Below are 25,892 nucleotides of genomic sequence, written 5' to 3' on the forward strand. Positions count from 1 at the left end.
TGTAAAACAGCCAACAAAGCATCCTTCTGTTGGCTGTTGCAAGAAATAGAAAATGCTTCTACATTCCCCTTTAGGTTTAGATTAAACTTACATTGCGTTAGACAAGTTCCAGACAATATTTCCTGTGTACGTCCCTGCTGCAACAACAGTAGGATCTGCAATTTTTAATTGAGGCATTTTAAATTGATAGTTATATGTTCCGGACATAACTTTATCATTTTTCGCCGTCATAATGTCTGTTGGAGCGTCTGTTCCAATGGATAGACTACCTGTTACATCGTTATTAATTTTATCTGTACTGTTTAACCTTCCAGAAATATTCTCAGTTACGTTCCCTGTACCTTGAGCTTCAATAGATGATCCTGCTAAAGGAGAACCTGTCCATTGTAATTGAGCGCTTAACGTCCAGTGTCTTCCTGTTTTAGCAGTTTCGTCTCGAACCCCGACGTTTAGGTTAGTTACAGTATCTCCTTTACTAGATTTTAAGTTAACCATTTGATTAGCAGATTTTCCTAATTCAACGGTTTGTTCTTTCTGCACTAATTTAGCAGGAGCGTATGCAATACCAAATGGTCCTGTAATGGTGGTATTATTATCGCCTCCGCCAGGGTTGTTTGGATTGTCTGGCTCAGGAATCGGTGGTTTTGGCACCTCATCGGTGACATCACGCGGACTAAGAGTCACTTCTACTGGAGTAGACGCCGAATTTGGATCAGGTGTAGAATCATTCGCAAACACATTTCCTGCCCCTAGAAGCGCCGTAGAAGCTAATAGAGTAGCGCCTAATAAGTTGATAGATTTCATTACACATGTTCCTTTCCTAGGTTATTTTGTAAATTAAATTTACAGACGTAATTTATCATAACTATCCAGTTTGTGATTCTAAAAAATTTTTGAAAATACACAAAAAAATAAACATTTATGATAATAACATTTAGTCACAAAAGTTATATCAATAAACGTTTATTATGTATAAAAATTGGTTAGATTTAGTTTGATGACTTCTACATTTTTATCCCTCAAATAATTCCATCATAATCTACTTATAGCACTTGTTTTTTAATTATAGAGGATTTTTTAGAAATAGAACAGGCCCTATACTACTATAGAAACAGTAGTATAGGACCTGTAGCTAGTTGCTATCTATAAATAAGATACTTTTTACATAGAATCAAGCTCTTTTTCAAGTTTTTCAATTTTTTCCATTTCTTTTTCATCATATTTATCATATTTTCCTATTTCATGCAATAAATGTTTAATTTCATGCATTGCTTTTTTCTCTTCAATCCATTTTTTTAAATGGTGTTTTTTATCGTTGTTTTCGTTAAGAGCATCAATTTTTGTTAAGTCTGCATCTAATTTTTCAATTGTTTTACCAATTTTTTCGATTACTTTTTCTTCTTTTTTCTCGTAATTCATTGTATAACACGCTCCTTTGTATTTCTTATAAAGAATTATACAAAAAGCAAAAATATTTATCAAGTAATTTATTAGATAAAAAACTTCAAGCATTTCTGTAAACACACACACAGTAAAAATTACTTTAATACCTTGTTAGTTTTTCGCAAAAGATTAAAAGTATCTTGATTTTAACTAAAAAAGAGTGAGGTACACCCATGTAAAAATCATAAAGAATACATTGATTTTGAATATACTTCTTAATCACATAATTGGGGCTCCACTAGTGGTCAAAAGACAAAAACTTTTTGACCAGAACATTTCTTTTCAAAGAAATTGTTTGACTCTTGGATAACCACGCTTTATCAAACGTGAGCTGGCATTTTTGTAGGCATTGATAAATTTTGTCAATTCTGTTTTTGGTTGAGCTTTGAACATAATGTGAATATGATCTTTATCATGATTCCACTCAACTAAAGTGATGTGATACGATTGATTCTTTCAAAAGTCGCTTTAGCGTAATTAGATATTTTATCATCAATCACTTGTCTACGATATTTCGTCACTAAAACAAGGTGCTAATAAAGAAGAAATACTGAATAGTTATTTGTATCTATTCCATGTTGTATCAACTTATTTCTTGTATAAACTGATTGTGACATAGACAAAACAAAAAGGCATTTATCACCCACCTATAGGATGGGCAATGAATACCTAATTATGTTAAAAGAGGTCAATAAAAAAGAAGTAGATACACTCTTCCTTTATTGCATGGGGTTTTAGTACAATATTACTGCAAACGCATTAATAACAAAAGAAAGGAAAATTACCCACCATGCCTAGAAAAACCTTTGTGTATCCACACCCTATCAACACATACATTATCAAGCAACTAGGGATTACTGTAGAAGAATTTTGTGAATTACACGCTTTCTCTCAAGGAACTGTTTCTTCTTGGATTACTCGAAACAAAAAGATTGAAACACTTCCTATCTCATTTATTTATTCTCTTTCTCTATCTGCCAGCAAAACCATGGATCAAGTCTATTCAGACTTACTGAAGCTTCAAGATGATTATTTGCTACACTTAGAACGTCACAGACGTACTAAAAAAATTATTGAATAACAATCCTTTTCAATAAATTAATTTTTTTACTATTCTACTACAAAAAATAAAAACACAAGGAATATTGTTCAAACATACCCTTGTGTTTTTATTTAATTAAACATTATCTTTTATTTTGTCAAAAATAACATGTTTTACTATTTTTGTTTCTTTTTATCTCGCGATTCATAAGCTTTCATATACATTTCAAACATTGTACGTTGCTCTGGTTCTAGCGTGTTATCTAATCTATCTAACATAAATGACACAATATCGTCTTGTGTTTCAAAATCTAAAGTATTCTGAAACGCATTTATTCGATTGATGTTACTCTTTTGTATCCTAATTGTACTGTATACTTTGTTTTTAGCAGGCCGTCCAATTCTTTTTGTTCCTGAATCACTTGCTACACTTTCTTCTTTTGAAAAACTACTTAAATCAAAAGTAGTTTCAGGTTCTGAAATTTCAGTTGCTTTAATTTCTTTTGATTGTTTACGTTCAGGATCTCTATTAAATGTATACTTGCTCATTAAACAATCGTCCCTTCTGTTCGCTCAATTATTTCATCAGATAATATATTATATAATTCATGAACTTTTCTATCATGAAAATCGTATATTTCAGTATACCCTTCTTCTGATATACCTTTTCGATCATAACGTTTTAAACGTTCCATGTGTCTTACAATTGTATTAAACAAAGTTTCATCACCAAAAGCGTCTTTAGCATCTTTAATAATTTGATTATCAATACCAGAATCATTTTTCAACAATACTGGAAGTACTCCTGCTATATCAAAGTCAATGTTTTTATAAGTATCATATAAGGTTTGTAAGTATTCCCAAAATGCTTCTGCACCATCAAGGGAACGTTGCTGCGTTTGCAAAACAATTACAATGTAGTCAGAAGAATACAGAGCTGTATCGGTAAATACAGACAGTGTAGGAGGAACATCAAATATAATATAATCATAATCATTTTCAATTGGTTTAAGTAATTCACTAAAAAAAGCTATGCGTCTCTCTTTATAGTTTTTTTCTGTAGGCATAATTGTTAATTCAAGAAAATCAGGATAATTTACAAAATCTTTATGTGAAGGCAATAAATACAAATTAGGCATTACATTAACAACAGCTTTTCCTAAATTCCCTTCCTGAATTGCTACCATCATTGTTTCTTTGATAAGTAATTCTTTATTATTTTGTAATCCATATGTTCTTCGTAACAATTGCGTTGAATTTGCTTGCGGATCTAAATCACAAACTAGAATTTTAAATCCTTTTTTGGCTAATTCATACGCTACCATAACAGAATTCGTGGTTTTACCTACGCCACCTTTGAAATTACCAAATACAATTTTTTTTACCATAAAAATGCCCCCACATTCTACAAATATTTTCTTACTACATATAGTATATCAAAAATATTTTCTTACTACAAATAACATTCACAAAAACTTACTATTTTACTATCTTACTATTTTACTATCTTACTATTTTACTATCTTACTATTTTACTATCTTACTATCTTACTATTTTACTATCTTACTATTTTACTACAATAAGTATTTTATTTAAAATCCTAATTATAAAGGGATTTCTAAAAAAATTTCTTGAAAAAAATATGTATTTTACTATTTTACTATCTTACTATTTTACTATCTTACTATCTTACTATCTTACTACTCTACTACTCTACTATCTTACTACTCTACTACTTTACTACTTTACTACAAAAAATAAATTTTGCTTTATTTTAACTTATCTTTTGGTATTCTAAAAAAAGAACACTTACTACATAAGTTTATAAATAAAACAGTGAGGAGCTTAACTATGAATGATTTCAAATTTTTTAATGTAAACAGAATATACAACGAATTATTTTATCAATTTCCTAAAGTACTTATTGCAAGCGATAAGTACAAAAAAATGTCAGATTCTACAAAAATTGCATACATGCTTTTAAAAGCACGTCTAGAATTTGCTGTTAAAAAAAATCAAGTAGATGAAAATGGAAATGTATATTTTACATTTACTATTAATGAATTAGGAAAAGTACTTGATTGCGGAAAACAGAAAGTCTTAGCTATTAAATCACAATTAGAAGAATACGGATTACTTTATCAAAAACAAATGGGTTTTAATAAACAACTAGGCAAAAATAATCCTAATAGACTCTATCTTGCAGAACTCGATGTAACAGAAAATGATATTTATCAATTACAATCATTCGATGAAACTATGCGGGAAAACATTGATAAATCAGAGGGTATGAAAATCATACCCACCTTCCAAGAAAAAACAAACGCTGGATCCCTTGATAATCAAGAGGGTATGAAAATCATACCCTGCCAAAACGTTGATAAATCAGAGGGTATGAAAATCAGTACAATATTTAATAATATATCATTAGATACATTAGATACATTAGATACTAAAAAAGAAGAACTACAACAACAATTATTGCTCGATCAGTTTCCAGAAGTTCAAGAGAACACTTTTCTTAACAAAGATAGCTTAAAATTTATTGCTACGTTCTCTAATACTATTCAAGAAGCTCATGAACAAGTAGGGACCATTATTCGCGCTAAAATTAAAGCTGAAAAAGACTATAACGTTGTTTTGATTGGAGAAGATTATCAAGAAGAAATTGACCAATGTTTACGAAGAGTGATGCATAAAATTAAAACTGATTCTACTGTTAAAAGTCCTAAAGGGTTATTTTATAAGTCTTTTTACAACTTATTTGTTGAATGCGCAATTGAGAAAAAGAACCAGTTAAATTCAAATAAAATTGAAAATCTGCCAGAAATAACTACTCATAATTGGGTTTAAACTACTTCAAGCAATCACGATAATATTGTATGCAAATTTGCATATTTGTTTATCAATATTGACACTAAATTTTGCTAATGGTATATTTTAAACGAACGCAAGTTCGCATTTTGCTATTGATTTTTGTGTTAATTACAATTTACTAGTAAATTTAAAAAATTATTTGCATTATTTTTAAGGGTATGCTATTCTTTTTTTGAAATTATTAGAATCTAAGAATACACCTTTAAATAAATGCGATGTTTGTTGAGCTTCCGGCTTAAAAGTAAGCATGAGAAGCTAGCAGGCAACAAAAAAAGAACCGTCTTCTGGTTCCCAGCCAGAAGATTAAGACAATTCATACAGCTTTGATCGGCTGAATTGCCCTCGGTCCTTTTGTTGCAACCTGCGTTACAACAAATTGTATTATATCAATTTACGCGCAAAAAGAAAAACATTTTTTCTTGATTTTCCTTAAACTCTTTTTCTCTTCTCATTTGAGAAACTGAATTTTTGGACGCTTATTTTGGTATAATCTGTTTTTGCTGTACGTAGGATGTTTCAAAGGGGAGATTGCGCCAAATTGCACAATCTCCCCTTTTTTTGTTGCGTGCTAACTTTTCATGATGATGTCGAGGAGGAATTTTTGTGATTAGAGTCTTACGTAAAGAGGATATTGGGTATTATGGCGCAAGAGTGACGACATTTTCGTCTAGAGAAAAACGCCAGTTAAGAAATATACGTTCTGAAACGCATAAAAGCAGTAAAAACTATCGGATTGATGGGTTAGAAGCGATTGAAGTAGAACATTATTTCGAAGGAACCAAGAAAAAAGTAAGAGAAAGGGCGAGAATTTTGTTAAAAGATGTCTATCCTGAAATTAAACATGTCTATGACCACAACGGTATTTTGATTGGCCGTAGAATTCAACGTGGCGCTCCCTTAAAACCTACGGGAAAAGGAATGAGCAAATTTTTACGTTATGAAAACTAAATAAAAAACGATTTGTCTTCTTGGACGTGCTTGAAAATGTTATGGAACTTTTGGTTGATTTCTGTGATGTGAAAAAGAGAAATGTTGGACACAAGAAGGTGACGTGAGCGGTCAGCGGGTAAAGTTAGGGCAAACGATTGCCAGTCCTTTTTAGAGTGAACGAAGGTTGCTCTTAGTCTATGGACAACAAAAAATTGGTGCGTAGAAGTACACGCTTGTGAATAACTTTTGTAAATGAACAAGAATGATGACGATTCTTGGTAAACAATTGGAGCACGTAGAAAGGATGCCAAAAGGAAAGTAACCTATAGCGTCTAGATTTATCAGAGCAGCTACTAAGGGATCTAGGCTTTGACACTTTTTTTGATAAAAAAGAAAAGGCTTCTCGTAATGGGGAAGCGCCTATCTGGAAAAGGTAGGTTGTGTGCTGCACTACATATAGGCACTTGTAATGAAAAACAAGACATTACATTTACCGTTGTCTATTAGGGTTTCTAGTTTCGGACGCCATAAACTAGTCGAAATTAATTTTTAAGTGGGTCCAAGAAGACAAAGTGAAAAATCAGTGTGTGTTTTTGTCTGTTTTATGTTTCTTTATGGCTGGAAGGCTAAACCATAGAAGCAGCGCAACAGGGAAGAAGAACAAGAAAACGCCTAAACTGATTTTATGTAATAAAAAGGCAACAGCGAATACTAAAAAAGCAAGAAATAAAATAAAAACAGTTAGTTGCATGGTCGTTCGTCCTTTCGATTTAGTTTTTAGTTTCTAAAACTATTTTAGTAAGGAAATATGATTTTTTCAAAAAAATATTTAGAAAAATCATGAAAGATTTGGGATTTAACTCATTTACAATAAACAATAAAAGAAATTTTTGGAGGCTAATTATGAAATTAATCTATGTTGTATCTGAAAAAGAAGATAAAATCTATGTAAAAAAATTATAGACAATTATTTCAGTTTTGTGGATAGATGTCAATAAAGTAGACACAAAAAGAGAAGATACTTAAAGACATTCAAAGTACAGAGCCTCCTTTTCATTTGGTGTAAGCATATCTAAGGTGCCATGAGGACGTTTGGTGTTATAGAATCCTTCAATGTAAGCGAAACAAGCTAACCGTACTTCTTCGATTGAATGAAATGAACGGCGGTTTAATTCTTCTTTTTTCATATATTTAAAAAAAGCTTCGGTGACAGCGTTATCCCACGGATAACCTGGTTTAGAAAGAGAATGGACAATCGGATGATTCTCTATAAACTTTCTAAATTCTAAAGAGGTATATTGAGAACCTTGATCTGTATGAAAAAGCACCGAATTCATTGGTTTTCGAGAGTGAATGGCTTTGTCTACTGTTTGAATGGCTAGTCTTGTATTCATTGTTGCTCCTACGGTCCAAGCAATTACTTTTCTAGAATATAAGTCTAAAATGACACACAAATACACAAATGTTTTCTTCCCGATGGGGATATAAGAAAAATCACTTGTCCAAACTTGGTTTGGAGCAGGTGGATTGAACGCTTGTTTTAGATGATTTGGGCGTGTCAAAGAAACCTTATTTTTCTTTTTTTTGAAAACAGGTTTTATTGTAGACATTTTTGGTAGGTTCATTGATTTCATCAAGCGATAAACTCGGCCAATACTAATTGAAATGCCATAATCACGCAAAAGAATTCGGCGTATCTTTGCTGTAAATGGCCAAGTTAAAATGTAAAAAAATGGCCAAATAAAAATGTAGGTTTATGCGTCATCTGGTACGCTTTCCTTGTGTTATTTTATTCAAGGAGGAAAGCGTATTGAGAAAAGATATTTATGAAGGAGTGTTACCTTTCATTATGACTCATACAAAATCTAATTATGCTGCTCTAGCTAAACAATACAATTGCGATTATCGTACAGTAAAACGTTATTATGAAGCTGGAATAAGCAATAAATTGCCTTTACTTGCTCAAAAAAATAAAAACAAAAAAACTTTGGTTAGTGATTTTGAAGATATTATCGCTGACAAATTAGCTTTAGGTTGTTCTGCTTCTGCCATTTATCATTTTATTTCTAAACGTGGCTATCGTGGAAGTGCACGAACACTAAGAAGATATTGCCGAAATATCCGAGCAGATAAAATACAAAAAGCAACGATTCGTGTGGAAACAACCCCTGGTTTATCTGCTCAAGTTGATTGGAAAGAAGATTTAAAATTAGTCAATAAATTCGGCGAAATTATTTCTTGTAATATCTTTCTTTATGTTTTAGGATATTCCAGAATTAAGTACTTAGAACTAACTTTTGATTGTTCTCAAACTACTCTATTTCGTTGCTTAACTAATGCCTTTCAATACACCGGAGGTGTTCCTACGGAAATATGGTTTGATAATATGAAAACTGTTGTTGACCGTAGTCGAAGTCAATTTTCTAAAGTTGTTTTTAACGAGCGATTTCGACAATATGCGAAAGAAGCGGGATTTCTTCCAATTGCTTGTCGTGCTTTTCGACCTCAAACAAAAGGAAAAGTTGAAACTCTTGCACGAACAATCGAACGAATTCGTGTATTTAATTATGAATTTGAATCCACTCATGAATTAGAGAAAATTATTCAAACAATCATGGATTCATTAAATACTGAAGAAATTTCTCAAGCGATTCATGAATGTCCTAGTGACCGTTGGTCATACGAAAAAGAACAACTGTCTTCTTTTGATGCGAATCAATTTAAAATCTATTCTTCTGTTGAAAAACAAATGAAACGAAAAGTATCTAACGAAGCGATGGTTCAATGGAATCAAAATAAATATTCTGTGCCAGTAAATTACATCGGTAAAATTCTTACACTTCGTGTAAAAGAAGATAAACTTTATATTTACGATGACTCCACTCTTATTCGTACACATACAATTACTCATCAATTGCTTAATTATCATCGAAACGACTATATAGAGATTCTGCGTTCTGACGTGTTTAAACATTTAGAAGACGAAGAATTAGAACGCTTTGTTGATGAAAATTTACAAGCGTATGACGAATTATAGAGGTGAATCATTATGTCTAATTATTATCATTTACTAAACAAATTAGAAGATTTGAATTTAAAACATACGAGAGAAATTTTACCAGAATATCTCGATACAATTGTTCAAGAAAATCTTAGTTTTGTAGAAGCTTTAAATCATTTAATGACAGAAGAAATAAACTCACGAAATGAACGACAAAAAGAAAATCGTTTAAGAAAGGCGAATTTACCGTTTAAAAAAACAATCAATGATTTTGATTTTGGATTTCAACCAAAGATTAACCGAACAGAAATTTTAGATTTGTGCACCTTACGCTTTATGGATACAAACAATAATATATTGTTTATTGGAAATAGCGGAGTGGGGAAAACTCACTTAGCTATTTCCATTACACTAGAAGCTATAACCAAAGGTTATTCTTGCCATTTTGCTTTAAGCAATGAATTAGTCAATCGATTAAATCGTGCAAATCAACGTGGAAATTTAGATCGATTGTTAAAAAAATATGCTTCTTACGATTTACTAATTATTGATGAAATTGGTTATTTGCCTTTTACCCCTGACGGGGCAAAGTTGTTCTTTCAATTAATTAATCTACGCTATGAAAAAAAATCAACCATTATTACAACGAATATTCCTTTGTCTCAATGGGCTGAAACTTTTCAAGATAAAAAATTAACAAATGCACTAATCGATCGATTAGTGCACCACGCTAAGATTATTCAAATTACTGGAAAGTCTTATCGAATTAAAGATTATAAAGAAAAAAAGTTGTCGTATAAGTAACCTTGTTATTTATGGGCCAAAAACCTACATTTTTGAATGGCCATTGACAATCTTTGCAGCGCCAAGACGTTTTTGAGAAGAAGTATAAATTTCTAAAATTATTTTTCTTAAGCGTTGATTTTCTTTTGTTCTTGGGGCTACTTTTCCAGAAAAACGTTTGTAATAGGTGGAACGATTGACTTTGAGTACGCGACAGAGTGTAACAATACTGTGCTCATATCGAAGAATGTGTATGGCTTTTAATCGTTCGTCGAGTGAGGCGTGAATATGGCAATCGCTTTTTTTAGGATTAAATTTTCCTCCTCGAGTTGCGCATTTCGTTTTTGTAGCTGTTTGATCTGACGAGCCGTAAGGATCGTGTCATCGTCAATTTTTACTTCAGAATATTGTTTGACCCAACGAGCAATTGAAGAAAGAGCAATGCCGTACTCTTTAGATAAAGCATTTTGAGTTTTACCACTTTCGTGAAGTTTCACAATGGATTTTTTAAACTCTTCATCAAATTTACGTGGTGATTTTCTGTTGTTTCCCATATTAAAAAGTCCTTTCAAAATTTGTGTCTATTTATTTAAGAGTATACCAAAAAATGTGTCCACTTTATTATGATACATGCACTTTTTTTGCTTTAGTGCTAGTAGCATTTCAGTAAGGCGTTAGAGAAGAGAAAGATTAGTATAAGGAAAGAGTGAAAGTAACATGTTTATTTACGGCCGTGAGTGTGGCAATACGTTTGGTTGTACGTATTTTTTGCAAATTCGGAACGTAGAATTAACAGTAATGTTGACATGGGAGGGAGATTTTTTTGTATATAATGAAAAAGAGGTAAACGAAACAATTGAACAAATACCAGGGTTAACGGATACATTTAAGGTAGCAATCTATCAATATATTGAAAAAACAAATCAATTATTTTTTCTTTCCTACAAAGAAAAAGTAATTATGAGAGATTGAATTTTGGAAAACCATAGTATAAAATAATAAGTGATTTTCATTAAGAAGGTCATTATATTTCTCAATTTTGACGATGCTCTCTAGTTGATAGAGAGCTTTTTTATTTGGAATAAAAGTTAGGAGAAAAGAATTATGAAAAACATTAAGCGAACAGCAGGGCTTTATTTATTTCGCATACGTTTAGAAGAATTACAGGAAATAGAAAAATTATATTTTTCAAAAAAATAGCAGCCAAAAAGATCATTGAGCAAGAAAAAGAAGCTTTGATGAATAAACAGACATATATGCTTTACCCAGTACAGACTTGGCAACTTTATTTTTATTCCAGGTATCGAGTAAAAAGTCTGAGAATGAGTGTCTTAAAACAAAGAATAGAAGCAAAAATAACACAATAAAAAACGCCAGAGCAGCTATTCTGGCGTTTTTTATTCATTTCATAATGAATTTGTTTTTATTTTGTAGATAAGCTTCAAATTCAATAATTTCGTTTCTTTTTCTTTTTAGCACGGAATCGTTCATAGCTTTTGGGAATATGCCTTCTCTTTCAAAAAGAATATTTTCAATAACATATATTTTTTTTATTAAAATAGAAACTTTTTCGTCTTCGTGGGCACGAAACGCAGTATCTTTTGCTTTTCTAGCAATTTTTAGTAAATAATACAATGTTAGTGTTTTTTCTGATAAAAAGTCAATCGTTGAACGATTAAGGACTTCATTTTCATCACCTAAGATAGGAATTTCGTAAGGGACTTGTGATGTTCGTTCTTTATTTGAGCAGACAGAATCTAGTGAAAAACCAATTTCGCAAAAGTTACAAGTTAATCGTTCAGATAATTCCGAACCGCAATATTTACAAGTGTAATTTGTAGTTGTTTTCATAATAAACTACTCCTTTTCTTTTCTAATATCTATTGTATGTATTTGTTGTAAATAAGTAAATGGGCTATTTGTAAGAAAAAAGAATTATAACCATTTGTCCTTCTTTTTAAGGAAGGTCTTTTTCTTTGTAAACAATAGAGGATCACACCTGGAATGAGTGACAAGGGCTTACAGCTGTACCAGCTTTAGCTGGATACAGGTGTTAGTGTATTTACCCTTGTTACTTAAATGGAAGGTGTGATACAAGGCAATGAAATTGCCGTACTTGAAGAAAAAGTCCCTCAAAAAGGAGGACGTAGTCCGACAGCCCGTTGTAAACGGGCGGGAAGTGTGCGTAGCACACGTAGGGGGACCCGGCAATCGTAGATTGACGGGGGAAAAGGGGCTGTAAGCCCCGTTCCCTTTCAATAAAGGGCAGCTGTGTAACAGCTGGCTGAATTTGTCAATATAGCGAAGCGTCAAGGGTAGTGAGCGAAGTCGAAGACGGTACGAGCGAACGACCGTATATTGACAAATTCATAAGTATTCGTGTAACGAATACTAACCAAGGACGGAAACACTTTCTACCTAGTATTGAGAAAGGTAGAAAGTGTAAATACTTAAATAAAGCGGAAGTCTCTATATAAATTAAAAATAGAGGAGTTTACCTGTTACATACTCGAAAATAGTTTCTAGAAGCACACCGGCAACCGGGGCAGTACTTTGTATAAAAGGTGTTATTTCTTCTTTTTTTCCTTCTCTATTGAGATAAGAAAATGTAACAAGACTTTTGTACTTATCAACTACGTCAAATTGTATCCCTAAAAGTTCATAGCTATCCCCTATTGTACATTCTGATAGTAATAATGGGTGAGACTGAATAAAGTCGTTTATTGCCTTTTTAGCGGGTCTGATGACAGCATATTTTTCTGTCTTTTTTACCTGCTTATATTTTTCTATACTTTTTGTAAATTCATCGATAGAAATAGTTTCTAGATAAATAGCGGTATAATTTTTATATTTTCTAGTTTTCATTTTTGTTCTCTCCTTTTAACTTTTAAAAATCTTTGTCGTTGCTTTTTTCTTTAATGAATGCATAAGTAGCACCGTTTTCTTTAATATTTTCAAAATAATCTAACCAAGTTTTGTCCATTCGTTTTGCTTTTTTATCTTCAATAAATTTAGACCAAGTAAGTTCTAATGCTTGGTATTCAGCAGGTTTAATTGCGCTAGGCTTTATACCAGTATCTAGACAAATAAGTGCTTGAAAAAGCCACTTAGAATTGGATTTAGCAAGTTGTTCTAACGTTCGATAATAGGTATCAACAAGGTTTATTTCAACACTATGTTCTATAATCTCTTCTTGAGCAGTTTCCAATAATTTTTTATAATGTGCTTTTGGAACCTTAGTTTCCTTGTATTGATAAGTCATGTTTTCCATTTGTTGAGCCATTTTATCTTTAGTTAGTTTGATAAAATCATCAAAATAAATTTTTGACATGGAATTTCCTCCTTTTTGAAGGGGTTACCTTCTTGTTGTTTTTTTATTTTTTTGTTGAGAAAAATAGATCCTATCTGAAGTGATTGACAAGGGCTTACAGCTGTACCAGCTTTAGCTGGATACAGGTGTTAGTGCATTTTACCCTTGTCAATCCAACGGAAGATAGGATATAAGGCAATGGAATTGCCGTTTTTTCAAAAAAATAAAATGACAAGAAGGTGGAGGCCGAAAAGGCCGGTGCGCGACGGAGGAGCGCTAAAGGGAGGACGCAGTCCGACAGCCCGTTGTAAACGGGCGGGAAGTGTGCGTAGCACACGCAGGGGGACCCAGCAATCGTAGATTGATGGGGGAAAAGGGGCTGTAAGCCCCGTTCCCTTTCAATAAAGGGCAGCTGTGTAACAGCTGGCTGAATTTGTCAATATAGCGAAGCGTCAAAGGAAGAGAGCGAAGTCGAAGACGGTACGAGCGAACGACTGTATATTGACAAATTCATAGCAAAGTCTGTAAGACTTTGCATCCATAAAGCGAACAGCAAGTGAATAAAAAAGAAGCCTTCAATTGAAGGCTTCTGATTCTTAAATAACAAAAGAAAAATTTTGTAAAAACTTTTGAGCGATTTCGTAAAATGTTTCTTCGTCTAATGTATCTACGTATTTTATTCCGCGTTGAGCGTGTTCTGTATAGTCTAGTGAGTATACTTGCAATGTATTCACTTTACTTATGGCATTATCTGGAGTATGAAGTTTTTCGCTATAAATAGGTACAAGAAAAGGACGTTCTTTATTCAATGAAGTAATTGGACAAACAATAACTAAATTTGTAGAAGTATTGTATTTGTCTTTACTCATTACGAGTGCAGGGCGTCGTTTTCTGATTTCATAACCTTTGGAAGGTGCAAAATCGATAATTACAATATCCCTTTGTTTTGGCTTATATTCCATCAATTTCTCCTCCACTAGGGGAATAATCTATCGCTAATTCAGGAAGATAGAACTCACCTTCCGCTGCATTTTCAAAAAAATCTTCAACTTTTGGAATTAAGGCGATAGACCCGTTATTTTTACGAAGGATAACAAATTCTTCTCCTTCTTTAATCCCTAATGTAGCAGGGATTGTTATAACTAAAGAATTGCCTTGTTTTCTAGTTTTTGTTGATGTCATAGGTAACACCTCCATTTTTATTTAGTATAACATGTATTCACTAGGTAATACAAGTTTGGAAGAAGTGTCAATAGTAAAAGGAATATTGTTGTTTTTTCTTAATGCTTTTATGTTTTCTCTAATTTTGTATTTTTCTTGTATTATTTTGGCACAATAGACAAAGGTAAACAAATCGGGTAAATTCCCTAGTGGAATATCAGAACGAGTTAGTCTGTAAGAACTGAGAAATTCCTTGAATGTAAAACTAGTATGTGTAGGAAATGTGCTAGAACCAAAATTGGACGTATCATTGTCTAATTTATTAATGAGGTAGTCTAACCAATGTGTCGCCCCACTGTATTGTATATCCTGCTCCATACAAATAATTATTTCTTCATGAAAAGAACGAAAAGGTATATTTTTAAGAACAAAGGGACAAGATATAATTGAAAAGTTTAGGATTTCTAACATGTTCCAAAGTTCTTCACCATTTTCTGTTTTTAGTAAACGAAGCGGGTAAGGAAAGTATTGGTTTAGTGTAAATGAATCTAACATATAATCATAATCTAATGCTAGTTCTAAAAGTCCTTGAATTTCATTATCTTGCATATGAATTTCTCCTTTTTTGAAGGGGTTACCTTCTTGTTGTTTTTTTATTTTTTTGTTAAGAAAAATAGATCCTATCTGAAGTGATTGACAAGGGCTTACAGCTGTACCAGCTTTAGCTGGATACAGGTGTTAGTGCATTTTACCCTTGTCAATCCAACGGAGGATAGGATATAAGGCAATGGAATTGCCGCTTTTTCAAAAAAATAAAATGACAAGAAGGTGGAGGCCGAAAAGGCCGGTGCGCGACGAAGGAGCGCTAAAGGGAGGACGTAGTCCGACAGCCCGTTGTAAACGGGCGGAAAGTGTGCGTAGCACACGCAGGGGGACCCAGCAATCGTAGATTGATGGGGGAAAAGGGGCTGTAAGCCCCGTTCCTTTTTAATAAAAAGGCAGCTGTGTAACAGCTGGCTGAATTTGTCAATATAGCGAAGCGTCAAAGGTAGTGAGCGAAGTCGAAGACGGTACGAGCGAACGACTGTATATTGACAAATTCATAGCAAAGTCTGTAAGATTTTGCATCCATAAAAAAAGTTTTTTAGATTTTAGATGAAATAACAGCAATTGATTGTTTTAAAACGAATGAAGAGTATTACAAATAGTCGTTAGAACAGTGTGATTCAAGTAAAATTATCCAAAAATTGTAATTATTTGACTTGTTGTACAATATAATGTACAATTATGTTAAAGCAATAATAAGAGGTGAATAAAATGGAAGCAGTAGCTTATTCAAATTTCCGCCAAAACCTACGTAGTTATATGAAACAAGTTAATGAGGACGCTGAAACACTTATTGTAACAAGTAAAGAAGTAGAAGATACAGTAGTGGTATTATCAAAAAGAGATTATGATTCTATGCAAGAAACTTTGAGAACACTTAGTAATAAATATGTTATGGAAAAAATTCGTCGAGGAGATGAACAGTTTTCCAAAGGTTTATTTAAGACACATGATTTAATTGAGGTTGAATCTGATGATTAAAGCATGGTCTGATGATGCTTGGGATGACTATCTTTATTGGCATGATCAAGGAAACAAAAGCAACATAAAAAAAATCAATAGGTTAATAAAAGATATAGATCGTTCGCCCTTTGCTGGATTAGGTAAACCCGAACCATTGAAGCATGATTTATCTGGGAAATGGTCTAGAAGAATTACAGATGAGCATAGGCTGATATATAAAGTTGAAAATGAAACGATATTCATTTATTCTGCCAAAGATCATTATTAACTAATCAATAGTAATAGGAAAGTAAGAAACTTTTATTTTTTCGCTTAGCTATGATATTGCAATAAAAGTGATTAATCGGATGTTTGTAAAAGCATGAGGCAAAGAGCTGCAACTTTAATGAACTAAAAAGAACTAGCTGTTTTTGGCTAGTTCTTTTTTTGATTTAATGTTTGTGTTGAAGTTGACGAATTAAATATATTTATTTATAATGAGTATAGAAAATGATAGTTTATGGTGGACTCCGAGAGTAACGGGTCATTAATTTAGAATATTACTCATTTGTATGGTAAAAGTCCGAGAATAACGGGTATAAAATATTATTCAGTTTTATGGTGGACTCCGAGAGTAACGGGTCGTTAATTTAGAATATTACTCATTTGTATGGAAGCCCACGTGTTGTGGGCTATTTTTTTCAGATTTTTTCAGGAGGAGCAAATGAGAAAAATAAAAGTTGTAGGAATTAGTAAATCGTTTTTTAATGGGCTTCCTCAAGATAAGGAACTATTGCATGGAAAAGATATGGGCAAAGATAGACCTTTTATGATAATGGTTAATTTAAATTATCGAGGAAAAAAAGTGGATTTTGCCATTCCTTTTAGATCCAAATTATCTCCTAGAACCCCAAAAGATGAATATAAAAGTTTACCTCCAAGACCTACTACACCTAAGAATTGTGCACATGGTTTGCATTATACAAAAATGTTTCCGATAAAAAGGAAATTTTTAGTTAAATTCAATACTAATGATAATAGTGAATACTATCAGACGGTGTTTGGTATTATAGAAAGAGATATTTCTGAGAGTGTAAAATATTTTGTGTAAATGAAAAAATCCATACAAAAAAGGAAGTCGCTTCTGTAGAATAAAGTTAACGACAACCAATTCACAGAAAAGAGGACTTCCCTATGAATGATTTTACTACAGAAATTGTGCAAACTCTAGTCACTAAAGGCGATTTAAATGAATTATTCCGTTCGCACTTAGAAAAAGCGATAAACACACTCCTACGGACTGAATTAACGGCTTTTTTAGATTACGAAAAATATGATCGCACTGGTTTTAATTCAGGTAATTCGAGAAACGGTTCTTACTTTCGATCAATCAAAACCGAATATGGCGAATTAACATTGGAAATACCTAGAGATCGTAATGGTGAGTTTAAACAACAAACTTTACCAGCCTACAAAAGAACAAACGATACATTGGAAACCACTATTATCCATTTATTCGAAAAAGGTGTTACGATGTCTGAAATTGCTGATTTGATCGAAAAAATGTACGGTCATCACTATACTCCACAAACCATGTCCAACATGACTAAAGTTCTGACTGAAGAAGTAAATGCCTTTAAATCCAGAGCCTTAAATGATAAGTATGTCGCTATTTTTATGGACGCTACTTACATTCCACTAAAACGTCAAACCGTATCCAAAGAAGCGATTTATATTGCCATTGGTATACGAGAAGACGGCACTAAAGAAGTACTGAGTTATGCGATTGCTCCAACTGAATCAACATACGTTTGGAATGAGCTGCTACAAGATATTAACTCCAGAGGAGTTCAAGAAGTCTTGCTTTTTATTACGGACGGCTTAAAAGGCATGAAAGATACTATCCATCAAATTTATCCTAAAGCAAAATATCAGCATTGTTGTATCCATGTATCTCGTAATATCGCTCATAAAGTACGTGTCAAAGACCGAAAAGAAATCTGTGATGACTTTAAGGCTGTTTATCAAGCTAACTCAAAAGAAGAAGCGAATACCTTCTTATCCGGCATGATTGAGAAATGGAAGAAAAACTATCCTAAAGTGACGCAGTCACTCATAGAAAACCAAGACTTATTAACTTTTTATGATTTTCCACCTAGCATTCGTAGAACCATTTACTCAACCAATCTAATCGAGTCTTTCAATAAGCAAATTAAAAGATACAGCCGTAGAAAAGAGCAGTTTCAAAATGAAGAATCACTAGAACGCTTTCTAGTCAGCATTTTTGATACATACAATCAAAAATTTCTAAACAGAAGCCATAAAGGTTTTCAACAGGTAACCGATACATTAGTTTCAATGTTTACTGAGTAACTAATTATTTTGCAGGAGGACAATTTATTTACACAAAATTATTGACGCTCCCACTTTTGTGACTAAATGTTTATTTTTTTTGTGTTTTCAAAAATTTTTTAGAATCACAAACTGGATAGTTATGATAAATTACGTCTGTAAATTTAATTTACAAAATAACCTAGGAAAGGAACATGTGTAATGAAATCTATCAACTTATTAGGCGCTACTCTATTAGCTTCTACGGCGCTTCTAGGGGCAGGAAATGTGTTTGCGAATGATTCTACACCTGATCCAAATTCGGCGTCTACTCCAGTAGAAGTGACTCTTAGTCCGCGTGATGTCACCGATGAGGTGCCAAAACCACCGATTCCTGAGCCAGACAATCCAAACAACCCTGGCGGAGGCGATAATAATACCACCATTACAGGACCATTTGGTATTGCATACGCTCCTGCTAAATTAGTGCAGAAAGAACAAACCGTTGAATTAGGAAAATCTGCTAATCAAATGGTTAACTTAAAATCTAGTAAAGGAGATACTGTAACTAACCTAAACGTCGGGGTTCGAGACGAAACTGCTAAAACAGGAAGACACTGGACGTTAAGCGCTCAATTACAATGGACAGGTTCTCCTTTAGCAGGATCATCTATTGAAGCTCAAGGTACAGGGAACGTAACTGAGAATATTTCTGGAAGGTTAAACAGTACAGATAAAATTAATAACGATGTAACAGGTAGTCTATCCATTGGAACAGACGCTCCAACAGACATTATGACGGCGAAAAATGATAAAGTTATGTCCGGAACATATAACTATCAATTTAAAATGCCTCAATTAAAAATTGCAGATCCTACTGTTGTTGCAGCAGGGACGTACACAGGAAATATTGTCTGGAACTTGTCTAACGCAATGTAAGTTTAATCTAAACCTAAAGGGGAATGTAGAAGCATTTTCTATTTCTTGCAACAGCCAACAGAAGGATGCTTTGTTGGCTGTTTTACATATATTAATAAAAAGGGCACTAAATAAATATTAGAAAGGATTTTAGTTTATGAAAAAATGGGTTTTATGTGGCATGTGTTTGATTAGTCTATTTGTTGGGAATAAAAATGCCTTGGCGGAAGAAACGTCCTCTTCTTCTAGTCAATTAGCAGGAGGCTATACCATTGAAGGGGTTCCTAATGAGCATCAATTAGATAAAAATGTAAGTTACTTTTATTTAAAAGAAAATCCGGGGGATAAAGATCAGGTTAAAGTAAAACTAACCAATGATTCTTCTGAAGAAAAAACGTTAGAAGTAAAAGTAACAAATGCAAATACAAACGCAAACGGGTTAATTGATTATACCGGTCAGTTAAAAGACCATCGGTCTTTAAAATATCCGTTGACATCAATGGCAAAAGCTACTCAAAAAGAAGTAAAAGTTCCGGCCAAAAGTAGTGTAGAAACAGCGATTGATATTCAGATGCCTAAACAAACGTTACCTGGGGTAACGATAGGAGGGATTACTGTTTCTGAAAAGCAATCAGAGAAGAAGAAACAAAACGAATTATCTATAGGAAATGTATATACCTATACAATAGGGTTGGTCGTAACGAATGAATCGGTAGTAGAACCTAAAAAGAATGTATCGGTGGCCTTAGATCACGTAGGGGCTGTTTTATTTGATGGACGTAAGATGGTTCAGGCAGATATTTTGAATCCCAATCCGTATATGTTTACGGATGCGACAGTGAAAGGCAAAATTTATGAAAAAGGCGCAACCAAAGCGTTGAAAGAACAAGAGAAATCCAATGTAAGTATTGCTCCTTACTCAGTGTATCCGTTTCAGTTTGATTGGGAAAAAGAAGAGTTAAAAGCAGGCACCTATGTTTTTAAAGGAACGGTGGAAGCGAATGGAAAAACTTGGAATTTTGACCAAGAATTTGATATTTCAGCGGAAAAGGCAAAAACAATTAATCACGACGCCGTCGTTAAAATTTATATTCCTAGCTGGCTAACGTATAGTTCTTATGGGTTAAGTGTGATAAGTATTTTAGGTACCATATATTTATTTTTACGAAGAAAAAAATAAAAAGGATGTGTAAATAGAAAATGATGAAGAAATTAGTGATTGGAAGTCTGTTAGGGAGCTTTATGTTTCTAAATAGTGCGTGTCCTGTTTTTGCGGAAGAAACCAAGCTCTCAACAGGCAATACCCCAATATCTATTACACTGGTACGCCCCATTTCTTCTGGCGCATTGCCAGGACATGAAGGGGAAGCATCAGAAACGCCGGTTTATAATCCCATTGTGAAACCTACTACGTCACAACGTTTGCCAAAGACAAATGAACAAAGAACGATGTTCTTCTCTTTTTTAGGTTTTTTACTGGTTGGCTGTAGTTATCTGCTTTATTACTTTAAAAACAGAAAGGAGGAGGAATAATGTATACTCCTGCAATTTGTTTATTGGTAACGGGTATGATATTACTTATTTTGAATAGTTATCTCTTTTTTAGAGACTATAAAGAACAACTTTCATATCCTCCGCAAAAAAAGAAAAATTTATATTTAAATGGGGTAGTTCTTTTAGAAACAATGGGTGTCATTGTATTAGGCGTAGTCTACTTATTTATGATTAATAATCAGCTGTAAGCTAAAGGAAAAATTAGAAAGGAAGAGAAAGTTGAAAGTATTAAGTGGTATTTTATCTACAGTTCTTTTAGGAAACCTGTTTATAGCGCCGGCAGTATTAGCAGTAGAAGAACCGGCGGATAAAACGGTTCCAACAGAAGAAGTAAATCAAATTATAGATGAAGCAACTGGGCAGTCAACGATTGAAAAATTAGAAGACTCCCAACAAGAAACGATGCCAGAAGAGACAAACACTTCCACACCAGAGACAGAAGCCGCGCAAGAAGAGACGGGAATTACTGAAGAATCAAGTGTAGAAAAAAATGAGGGGTCTAACCAGGAACCTGATACGACAGACACAAATACTGAACGCGTTTCAAAAGAAAATTCTATGACAGATCAGCGAACTGTTGAAGAAAGTTATTTAACAGAGCATTATACTTATACTTATAATTCTCAGTATAACATATATGTTTTAACAGGAATAAAAAAAGATGATAATGGAGTGATTAGAGTTCCTCGCAAGGCTAAATATGGTTCAAAAATCATATCTGTAGAATTAGATCCAAGTTTTTGGCCCTCAATAAAAAATTATTCAAATGCTTCGTCAATTACTGATTTTATTTTAGATGGCTCTGATATCTTTTTTATGATCGGAGGCATAGGTAAGATGATTGATTTTAGTCATTTATTCACTAAATATTCCTCTCTAAAAACTGTAGATTTATCTCTATTTTCATGGACGAGTGCTTCAAATATGGAAGGAATGTTTAAAAATTGTACCAAGTTAGAAACAGTGAAGCTAGGTATAAATTCGGCAAATATAGGTGGTATAGTACCGCAATCTACTCAAAACGTTACGAGCATGGCCTCTTTATTTGAGGGTTGTACTTCTCTGAAAAGCATTGAGGGATTTACTGATGTAGATATGCGTTCTAATACTAGTTGTGCTTCTATGTTTAAAAATTGTAAGAGCTTAGTAAATATAGATAATAATCAATTAGCTTGGCGCAATACAAACATAGTAGGAACCATGTGTCAAATGTTTTTGGGGTGTAGCAGTTTAATAAGTTTAGATTTAAGTAGTTTTAATACGGCAAATGTAACAATAATGGACGACATGTTTAATAGTTGTACTGCTTTAACAAGTTTAGATGTAAGTAGTTTCGATACAGCAAATGTAACAACTATGAATGCTATTTTTGCTTATTGTATTAGTTTAACAAGTTTAGATTTAAGTAATTTTAATACAGAAAATGTTACAAATATGAATCGAATGTTTTCTGGAAGTAGAAGTTTAGTAAGTATTAACTTAGGCACTCAATTTAACACAGGAAAAGCAAAAATTATGTACTCTATGTTTTGGAATTGTAGATCCTTAATAAATTTGGATGTAAGTAAGTTCGATATGAGTTCTGCAACAGATACACAATGGATGTTTGGAAACTGTATTAATTTACAGTTTTTCGATGCAAGGAATTGGAATATTCCTTCTACAGCTAATATCTCTGCAATGTTTCAGATGGATAATGATAGTGAGAAAACGCCCTTAGTAATTTTAGGAAATGATGACCGATTGATACAAGGGACTACAAAAAATCGCTATCCTGGAGGCCCAAAATTCGTTGCGGGAAATAATGGGTATTTTGGAACGGCCGAAACTAAAGAAAAGTATTATTTTAACATGTTAGAAAAGGATCCAAAAAAACTAGAGGTTGCCTCATTTGAAGCTTTTAAAAAAGAGTTAAAACCTACAGTAGTAGATTCTACTGCCAAGTTTTTAAGATGGGATGGAGATAAGATCACTACTAGTGAAGAGTTAGTAAAAGAGCACGTTTACCAAGCAAAATATCTGTTTGATATAACTGCCCCAGGAGATGGGGATCAAAATGTATTGCCTTCAAGTGAATATGGAATTAGTTATGTACCAAAAGCATTCAGTGTACAAGGGAAATTGTCTAATGAAACAGATGTTCAAAGTATTGCGATTCCAGGAAACTTTCATGTAGCAGTGAGAGATAGAAGAAATCAATTAGGAGGATGGACATTATCAGCGCAGTTGCAATGGACAGGGACCCCGTTAACAGCAGAAATACAGACAACAGGGGGAGCGGTTAAAAAGAATAGTACTAACGGTCAAATGAACCAAGAAAGTAATTTAACAGATTGTCCAACTAGTGAGGTAACTGGCTATTCAAATGTGGTGATTGGTAGTATTCCGAAACCAATAATGAGTGCAAATGGTTCGGTTACCCATGATGCAATTTACGATTACAGTTTAGGAGGAGTTTCTTTAAGAATTAACCAACCTAAAGATGTCGCAGCAGGAAAGTATGATGGAAAGATTGTTTGGAATTTGAGCAATACACTAAATTAATTGCATTGAAAAATATGATTATTTGAAATAGAAATCAGTATATGGGCTAAGGGCACTGGAATAACTAAGCAAAAATAGCAGTAGTTGTTCCAGTGCCTCCTAGCTTTAATTTTTACATTCTCAAATAATTTAAATTTGTTTTGTTAAGCTAAAAGTTAGTTTTGAGGTAGTGTCATTAACAAGCGGGAACGTTTAGTGGATTGGAAAATTGCTTCCATAAAGAGAGAAGAAAAAAGTACCTTGTAACGCTCACTGGATGCAGCAAAATACACCTTTATGACCCTTAGTAGCGAATCAGAGAGGTGTTAAAATTTAAAGGAAACGAAGTATATACCCAGCAACAGTGTATTATAATATTTCATTATTCAAAAGGCCCCTCTATCAGCAAGGGGGTGACTTCTTTTTTACTACCTCTTTTCAGGAGGCTTATTAGAAATATTTGTTCATTCAACAACGCAAAACGGGGTAATTCCTGATTTGGAAAGACAAAGGAAAGCCGTATCTGCATTGTTTTTTCTCCAATCTCCATCCCAGTAGTGATCGGCCCAATCAATTTTTATAACTGATAAATCGCTTGAGAGCCTCCATTCCATTTTCAGCTGATAACGCTGCATAGATAGGCGGCATGAACATATTTATATTCTCTATCTCACTGAATATCAAAATTTGTTAATCTGACACGTATTGATTGAATACTTGCAGGAGATTATAATACTGCTGTTCATTTACCACCAGTTCTTCTTTCCATAACAAATTTGGAATGTTTGCTTACTGAAGTAAATGCTCTAAAGATAAACCTTGATTGCTAATAAAATTCTGGAATTGCTTTATGATTGTTAGTTTCATATAATTTCCTTCTTTTGATATCAACTCACATGCATCATGATGTAATCAAATACTCGGTCTGGTAGAATGGTGTGCAGAAAAACCAATGGTTTAGCACCAAATCCTATGAGATATCTTGTCCTTGGTTTGCTACTATTGATTGCTTTTGAAATAATTATCGGATTTGACATCATGTTTCCACTATATTGTTTTCTCATTCCCTTAGCTGTCTTTTTCGCTAGTTCAGCGTAAGCTCCACTTTTTGCAGATTCCTCTAAATGATCTGCTGCAATAAATCCCCAATCCGTTTTAATCCCTCCTGGTTCAATTAGAACAACATCAATACCGAATTGTTTCACTTCCATTCGTAATGCATCACTAAACCCCTCGAGTGCATATTTAGTTGCATGATACCAGGCACCCATGAAGCTTGTAAGACGTCCATAATTCTGAGACCTCATATGAGGCAATACAAGTTGAGTTAGTCTGGCCAATCTGAAAAGGTTCACTTCAAATTATTTTTTTGCCTCTTCAATAGTAACATCTTCTACTGATCCATACGATTCATAACCAGCATTATTGATCAATACATCGATTTTTCCTTCTTGTTTCAATATGTAATGCACCGCACTTTGCCTGGATTCTTCATTTGTGACATCCATCTGCACACTTTTGACCCCTACATTTTTTAACTCCTTCAATTTATCTACTCTTCGACCTGCACCATATACTGTATGTCCTTGTTCAGTTAAAAATTTTGCAGTTTGATATCCAATTCCACTCGTTGCTCCGGTAATTAAAATAACTTGTCTAGTCATACTATCTCCTCCTATATATATTGAATATAGTATACAGAAAATATAATGAAAAAGGAACATCATGTTACGTCATTTTATTTACTAATCACGCCCAAAAAAGACCTAGAGCGAGGGCTGTAGATCTCTGTCTTTATCGAAATAAAAATCGCGCCAATTAAAATGACAAATCAAGATAGCAATAAAAAAGGTCAAAAACATTTAAGTTTTTGACCTTTTTTATGTGAAATTGTTTAGCTGAAGGATAATTATGTATATACTTTATTTTTTTATATGTTATAATATGTATAAACAAGGAGAGGTGGTCAAAATGGCAATGTTATCAATAAAAAAATGGGGCAATAGTAACGGTCTTAGACTTCCTAAATCTGTGATGGAATACCTTCAAATTCATACAGAAGATAAAGTGAAAATAACACAGGAGGAATCAAATGGTAAAAAACGATTAATTATTGAAGCTGTGGACTCAGATAATGATTTAACAATTGAACAATTGTTTGAAAATTATACAGAAGATAAAGTGCATGTAACTATTCAAGATTTGGGAAATGCAGTAGGAAATGAAAAATGGTAAAAGTTCCTCATCAAGGTGATATTTTATTGTTGAATACGGCTCCTAGATCAGGACACGAACAAACAGGTAAGAGACCGTATATTGTTTTAAGTCATGATATTATTGCAGATTACAGTAATGTTGTTATTGTAGCTCCTATATCGAGTACAAAAAGAAACTATCCTTTGTATGTTTCTATTAATCCTTCTTACGGAATGAAAACATCAGGTAAAGTATTATTAGATCAATTAACCACC

General features: G+C 33.2%; 28 protein-coding genes and 3 pseudogenes. 17 read left to right on the forward strand and 14 right to left on the reverse strand.

The features are described from left to right. Window positions 1-87 precede the first annotated feature (87 nt). From IGJ63_RS13425 to tnpA, 3 genes and pseudogenes are all read right to left on the reverse strand, one after another. Window positions 88-804 (reverse strand): WxL domain-containing protein, encoded by a 717-nt coding sequence (locus IGJ63_RS13425; RefSeq protein WP_438746016.1) that lies wholly within the window; start codon window positions 802-804, stop codon window positions 88-90. Window positions 805-1,161: 357 nt separating this feature from the next. Then, window positions 1,162-1,419 carry a hypothetical protein gene (locus IGJ63_RS13430; protein ID WP_101731743.1) on the reverse strand — a complete coding sequence of 86 codons (258 nt, stop codon included), beginning with the start codon at window positions 1,417-1,419 and terminating at the stop codon, window positions 1,162-1,164. A gap of 220 nt (window positions 1,420-1,639) precedes the next feature. Continuing rightward, window positions 1,640-1,964, reverse strand: a pseudogene (gene tnpA / locus IGJ63_RS13435) (IS200/IS605 family transposase); the annotation flags it as partial. A 269-nt stretch (window positions 1,965-2,233) separates the two neighbouring features. On the opposite strand from tnpA, the gene IGJ63_RS13440 reads away from it, so the two are divergent. Further along, window positions 2,234-2,524: a hypothetical protein gene (locus IGJ63_RS13440; protein WP_010709172.1), complete on the forward strand. Its 291-nt coding sequence runs from the start codon at window positions 2,234-2,236 to the stop codon at window positions 2,522-2,524. A 137-nt stretch (window positions 2,525-2,661) separates the two neighbouring features. Here the strand turns inward: IGJ63_RS13440 and IGJ63_RS13445 are convergent, their stop codons facing one another. Both IGJ63_RS13445 and IGJ63_RS13450 read right to left on the reverse strand, forming a co-directional pair. Then, a complete protein-coding gene (locus IGJ63_RS13445) occupies window positions 2,662-3,033 on the reverse strand; it encodes a DUF5388 domain-containing protein (RefSeq protein WP_101731745.1) in 372 nt (123 codons plus the stop codon). Beyond that, on the reverse strand, window positions 3,033-3,872 hold the full coding sequence (locus IGJ63_RS13450) for a ParA family protein (RefSeq protein WP_101731746.1): 840 nt from the start codon (window positions 3,870-3,872) through the stop codon (window positions 3,033-3,035). The genes IGJ63_RS13445 and IGJ63_RS13450 overlap by 1 nt, the downstream gene beginning before the upstream one ends. Window positions 3,873-4,336: 464 nt before the next feature. On the opposite strand from IGJ63_RS13450, the gene IGJ63_RS13455 reads away from it, so the two are divergent. Further along, complete coding sequence (locus IGJ63_RS13455; protein WP_101731747.1) at window positions 4,337-5,338, forward strand: replication initiator protein A; 1,002 nt, start codon at window positions 4,337-4,339, stop codon at window positions 5,336-5,338. 627 nt (window positions 5,339-5,965) lie between these two features. After that, a complete protein-coding gene (traE, locus tag IGJ63_RS13460; RefSeq protein WP_231433038.1) occupies window positions 5,966-6,310 on the forward strand; it encodes a type IV conjugative transfer system protein TraE in 345 nt (114 codons plus the stop codon). A gap of 1,004 nt (window positions 6,311-7,314) precedes the next feature. Here the strand turns inward: traE and IGJ63_RS13465 are convergent. Further along, window positions 7,315-7,983 (reverse strand): annotated as a pseudogene (locus IGJ63_RS13465) (IS3 family transposase); the annotation flags it as partial. Window positions 7,984-8,102: 119 nt separating this feature from the next. Between IGJ63_RS13465 and istA the strand changes: the two are divergent. Both istA and istB read left to right on the forward strand, forming a co-directional pair. Beyond that, a complete protein-coding gene (istA, locus tag IGJ63_RS13470; RefSeq protein WP_438746707.1) occupies window positions 8,103-9,329 on the forward strand; it encodes an IS21 family transposase in 1,227 nt (408 codons plus the stop codon). Window positions 9,330-9,341: 12 nt separating this feature from the next. Beyond that, complete coding sequence (istB, locus tag IGJ63_RS13475) at window positions 9,342-10,097, forward strand: IS21-like element helper ATPase IstB (RefSeq protein ID WP_438746664.1); 756 nt, start codon at window positions 9,342-9,344, stop codon at window positions 10,095-10,097. Window positions 10,098-10,336: 239 nt separating this feature from the next. On the opposite strand, the gene IGJ63_RS13480 is transcribed toward istB, so the two are convergent. Continuing rightward, window positions 10,337-10,630: a transposase gene (locus IGJ63_RS13480; protein WP_104885382.1), complete on the reverse strand. Its 294-nt coding sequence runs from the start codon at window positions 10,628-10,630 to the stop codon at window positions 10,337-10,339. A 163-nt stretch (window positions 10,631-10,793) separates the two neighbouring features. On the opposite strand from IGJ63_RS13480, the gene IGJ63_RS13485 reads away from it, so the two are divergent. Next, window positions 10,794-11,048 carry a hypothetical protein gene (locus IGJ63_RS13485; RefSeq protein WP_016632484.1) on the forward strand — a complete coding sequence of 85 codons (255 nt, stop codon included), beginning with the start codon at window positions 10,794-10,796 and terminating at the stop codon, window positions 11,046-11,048. A gap of 429 nt (window positions 11,049-11,477) precedes the next feature. Here IGJ63_RS13485 and IGJ63_RS13490 read toward each other — a convergent pair whose 3' ends face one another. From IGJ63_RS13490 to IGJ63_RS13515, 6 genes are all read right to left on the reverse strand, one after another. After that, window positions 11,478-11,927 (reverse strand): hypothetical protein, encoded by a 450-nt coding sequence (locus IGJ63_RS13490; RefSeq protein WP_016632486.1) that lies wholly within the window; start codon window positions 11,925-11,927, stop codon window positions 11,478-11,480. A gap of 627 nt (window positions 11,928-12,554) precedes the next feature. Beyond that, on the reverse strand, window positions 12,555-12,941 hold the full coding sequence (locus IGJ63_RS13495; protein ID WP_016622507.1) for a hypothetical protein: 387 nt from the start codon (window positions 12,939-12,941) through the stop codon (window positions 12,555-12,557). Window positions 12,942-12,963: 22 nt separating this feature from the next. Further along, window positions 12,964-13,407, reverse strand: coding sequence for a hypothetical protein (locus tag IGJ63_RS13500; protein WP_016622506.1), 444 nt, complete (start codon window positions 13,405-13,407; stop codon window positions 12,964-12,966). Window positions 13,408-13,982: 575 nt separating this feature from the next. Then, window positions 13,983-14,348 carry a type II toxin-antitoxin system PemK/MazF family toxin gene (locus tag IGJ63_RS13505; RefSeq protein WP_014862256.1) on the reverse strand — a complete coding sequence of 122 codons (366 nt, stop codon included), beginning with the start codon at window positions 14,346-14,348 and terminating at the stop codon, window positions 13,983-13,985. After that, on the reverse strand, window positions 14,338-14,583 hold the full coding sequence (gene mazE, locus IGJ63_RS13510) for a type II toxin-antitoxin system PemI/MazE family antitoxin (protein WP_016619114.1): 246 nt from the start codon (window positions 14,581-14,583) through the stop codon (window positions 14,338-14,340). The genes IGJ63_RS13505 and mazE overlap by 11 nt, the downstream gene beginning before the upstream one ends. A gap of 6 nt (window positions 14,584-14,589) precedes the next feature. Continuing rightward, a complete protein-coding gene (locus IGJ63_RS13515; protein WP_438746711.1) occupies window positions 14,590-15,156 on the reverse strand; it encodes a hypothetical protein in 567 nt (188 codons plus the stop codon). A gap of 708 nt (window positions 15,157-15,864) precedes the next feature. Here IGJ63_RS13515 and IGJ63_RS13520 point away from each other — a divergent pair. From IGJ63_RS13520 to IGJ63_RS13560, 9 genes are all read left to right on the forward strand, one after another. Further along, window positions 15,865-16,134: a type II toxin-antitoxin system Phd/YefM family antitoxin gene (locus IGJ63_RS13520; RefSeq protein ID WP_101732003.1), complete on the forward strand. Its 270-nt coding sequence runs from the start codon at window positions 15,865-15,867 to the stop codon at window positions 16,132-16,134. Further along, complete coding sequence (locus IGJ63_RS13525; protein WP_016617334.1) at window positions 16,127-16,384, forward strand: Txe/YoeB family addiction module toxin; 258 nt, start codon at window positions 16,127-16,129, stop codon at window positions 16,382-16,384. The genes IGJ63_RS13520 and IGJ63_RS13525 overlap by 8 nt, the downstream gene beginning before the upstream one ends. Before the next feature lie 435 nt (window positions 16,385-16,819). After that, window positions 16,820-17,206: a hypothetical protein gene (locus IGJ63_RS13530; protein WP_438746715.1), complete on the forward strand. Its 387-nt coding sequence runs from the start codon at window positions 16,820-16,822 to the stop codon at window positions 17,204-17,206. Window positions 17,207-17,289: 83 nt separating this feature from the next. Next, window positions 17,290-18,468, forward strand: coding sequence for an IS256-like element ISEf1 family transposase (locus IGJ63_RS13535; protein WP_000997695.1), 1,179 nt, complete (start codon window positions 17,290-17,292; stop codon window positions 18,466-18,468). 180 nt (window positions 18,469-18,648) lie between these two features. Further along, window positions 18,649-19,365 carry a WxL domain-containing protein gene (locus IGJ63_RS13540; protein ID WP_438746016.1) on the forward strand — a complete coding sequence of 239 codons (717 nt, stop codon included), beginning with the start codon at window positions 18,649-18,651 and terminating at the stop codon, window positions 19,363-19,365. A 136-nt stretch (window positions 19,366-19,501) separates the two neighbouring features. Continuing rightward, the gene (locus IGJ63_RS13545) at window positions 19,502-20,524 is read left to right on the forward strand and encodes a DUF916 and DUF3324 domain-containing protein (protein WP_438746716.1); all 1,023 of its coding nucleotides are present in this window, start codon (window positions 19,502-19,504) and stop codon (window positions 20,522-20,524) included. A gap of 20 nt (window positions 20,525-20,544) precedes the next feature. Then, window positions 20,545-20,877 carry an LPXTG cell wall anchor domain-containing protein gene (locus tag IGJ63_RS13550; RefSeq protein ID WP_438746700.1) on the forward strand — a complete coding sequence of 111 codons (333 nt, stop codon included), beginning with the start codon at window positions 20,545-20,547 and terminating at the stop codon, window positions 20,875-20,877. Continuing rightward, window positions 20,877-21,086 (forward strand): hypothetical protein, encoded by a 210-nt coding sequence (locus tag IGJ63_RS13555; RefSeq protein ID WP_070363810.1) that lies wholly within the window; start codon window positions 20,877-20,879, stop codon window positions 21,084-21,086. The genes IGJ63_RS13550 and IGJ63_RS13555 overlap by 1 nt, the downstream gene beginning before the upstream one ends. Before the next feature lie 31 nt (window positions 21,087-21,117). Further along, the gene (locus IGJ63_RS13560) at window positions 21,118-23,442 is read left to right on the forward strand and encodes a BspA family leucine-rich repeat surface protein (protein ID WP_438746718.1); all 2,325 of its coding nucleotides are present in this window, start codon (window positions 21,118-21,120) and stop codon (window positions 23,440-23,442) included. Between the two features lie 866 nt (window positions 23,443-24,308). Here IGJ63_RS13560 and IGJ63_RS13565 read toward each other — a convergent pair. Beyond that, window positions 24,309-25,085, reverse strand: a pseudogene (locus tag IGJ63_RS13565) (oxidoreductase). Between the two features lie 307 nt (window positions 25,086-25,392). Here IGJ63_RS13565 and IGJ63_RS13570 point away from each other — a divergent pair. Then, window positions 25,393-25,656, forward strand: a complete 264-nt coding sequence (locus IGJ63_RS13570; RefSeq protein WP_438746720.1) for an AbrB/MazE/SpoVT family DNA-binding domain-containing protein — start codon at window positions 25,393-25,395, stop codon at window positions 25,654-25,656. Beyond that, the coding region (locus IGJ63_RS13575) for a type II toxin-antitoxin system PemK/MazF family toxin (protein ID WP_438746722.1) at window positions 25,650-25,892 on the forward strand (243 nt) is incomplete at its 3' end. The genes IGJ63_RS13570 and IGJ63_RS13575, both read left to right, overlap by 7 nt.

The sequence above is a fragment of the Enterococcus sp. DIV1375a genome (genome assembly GCF_051712205.1).
Classification (GTDB): domain Bacteria; phylum Bacillota; class Bacilli; order Lactobacillales; family Enterococcaceae; genus Enterococcus; species Enterococcus faecalis.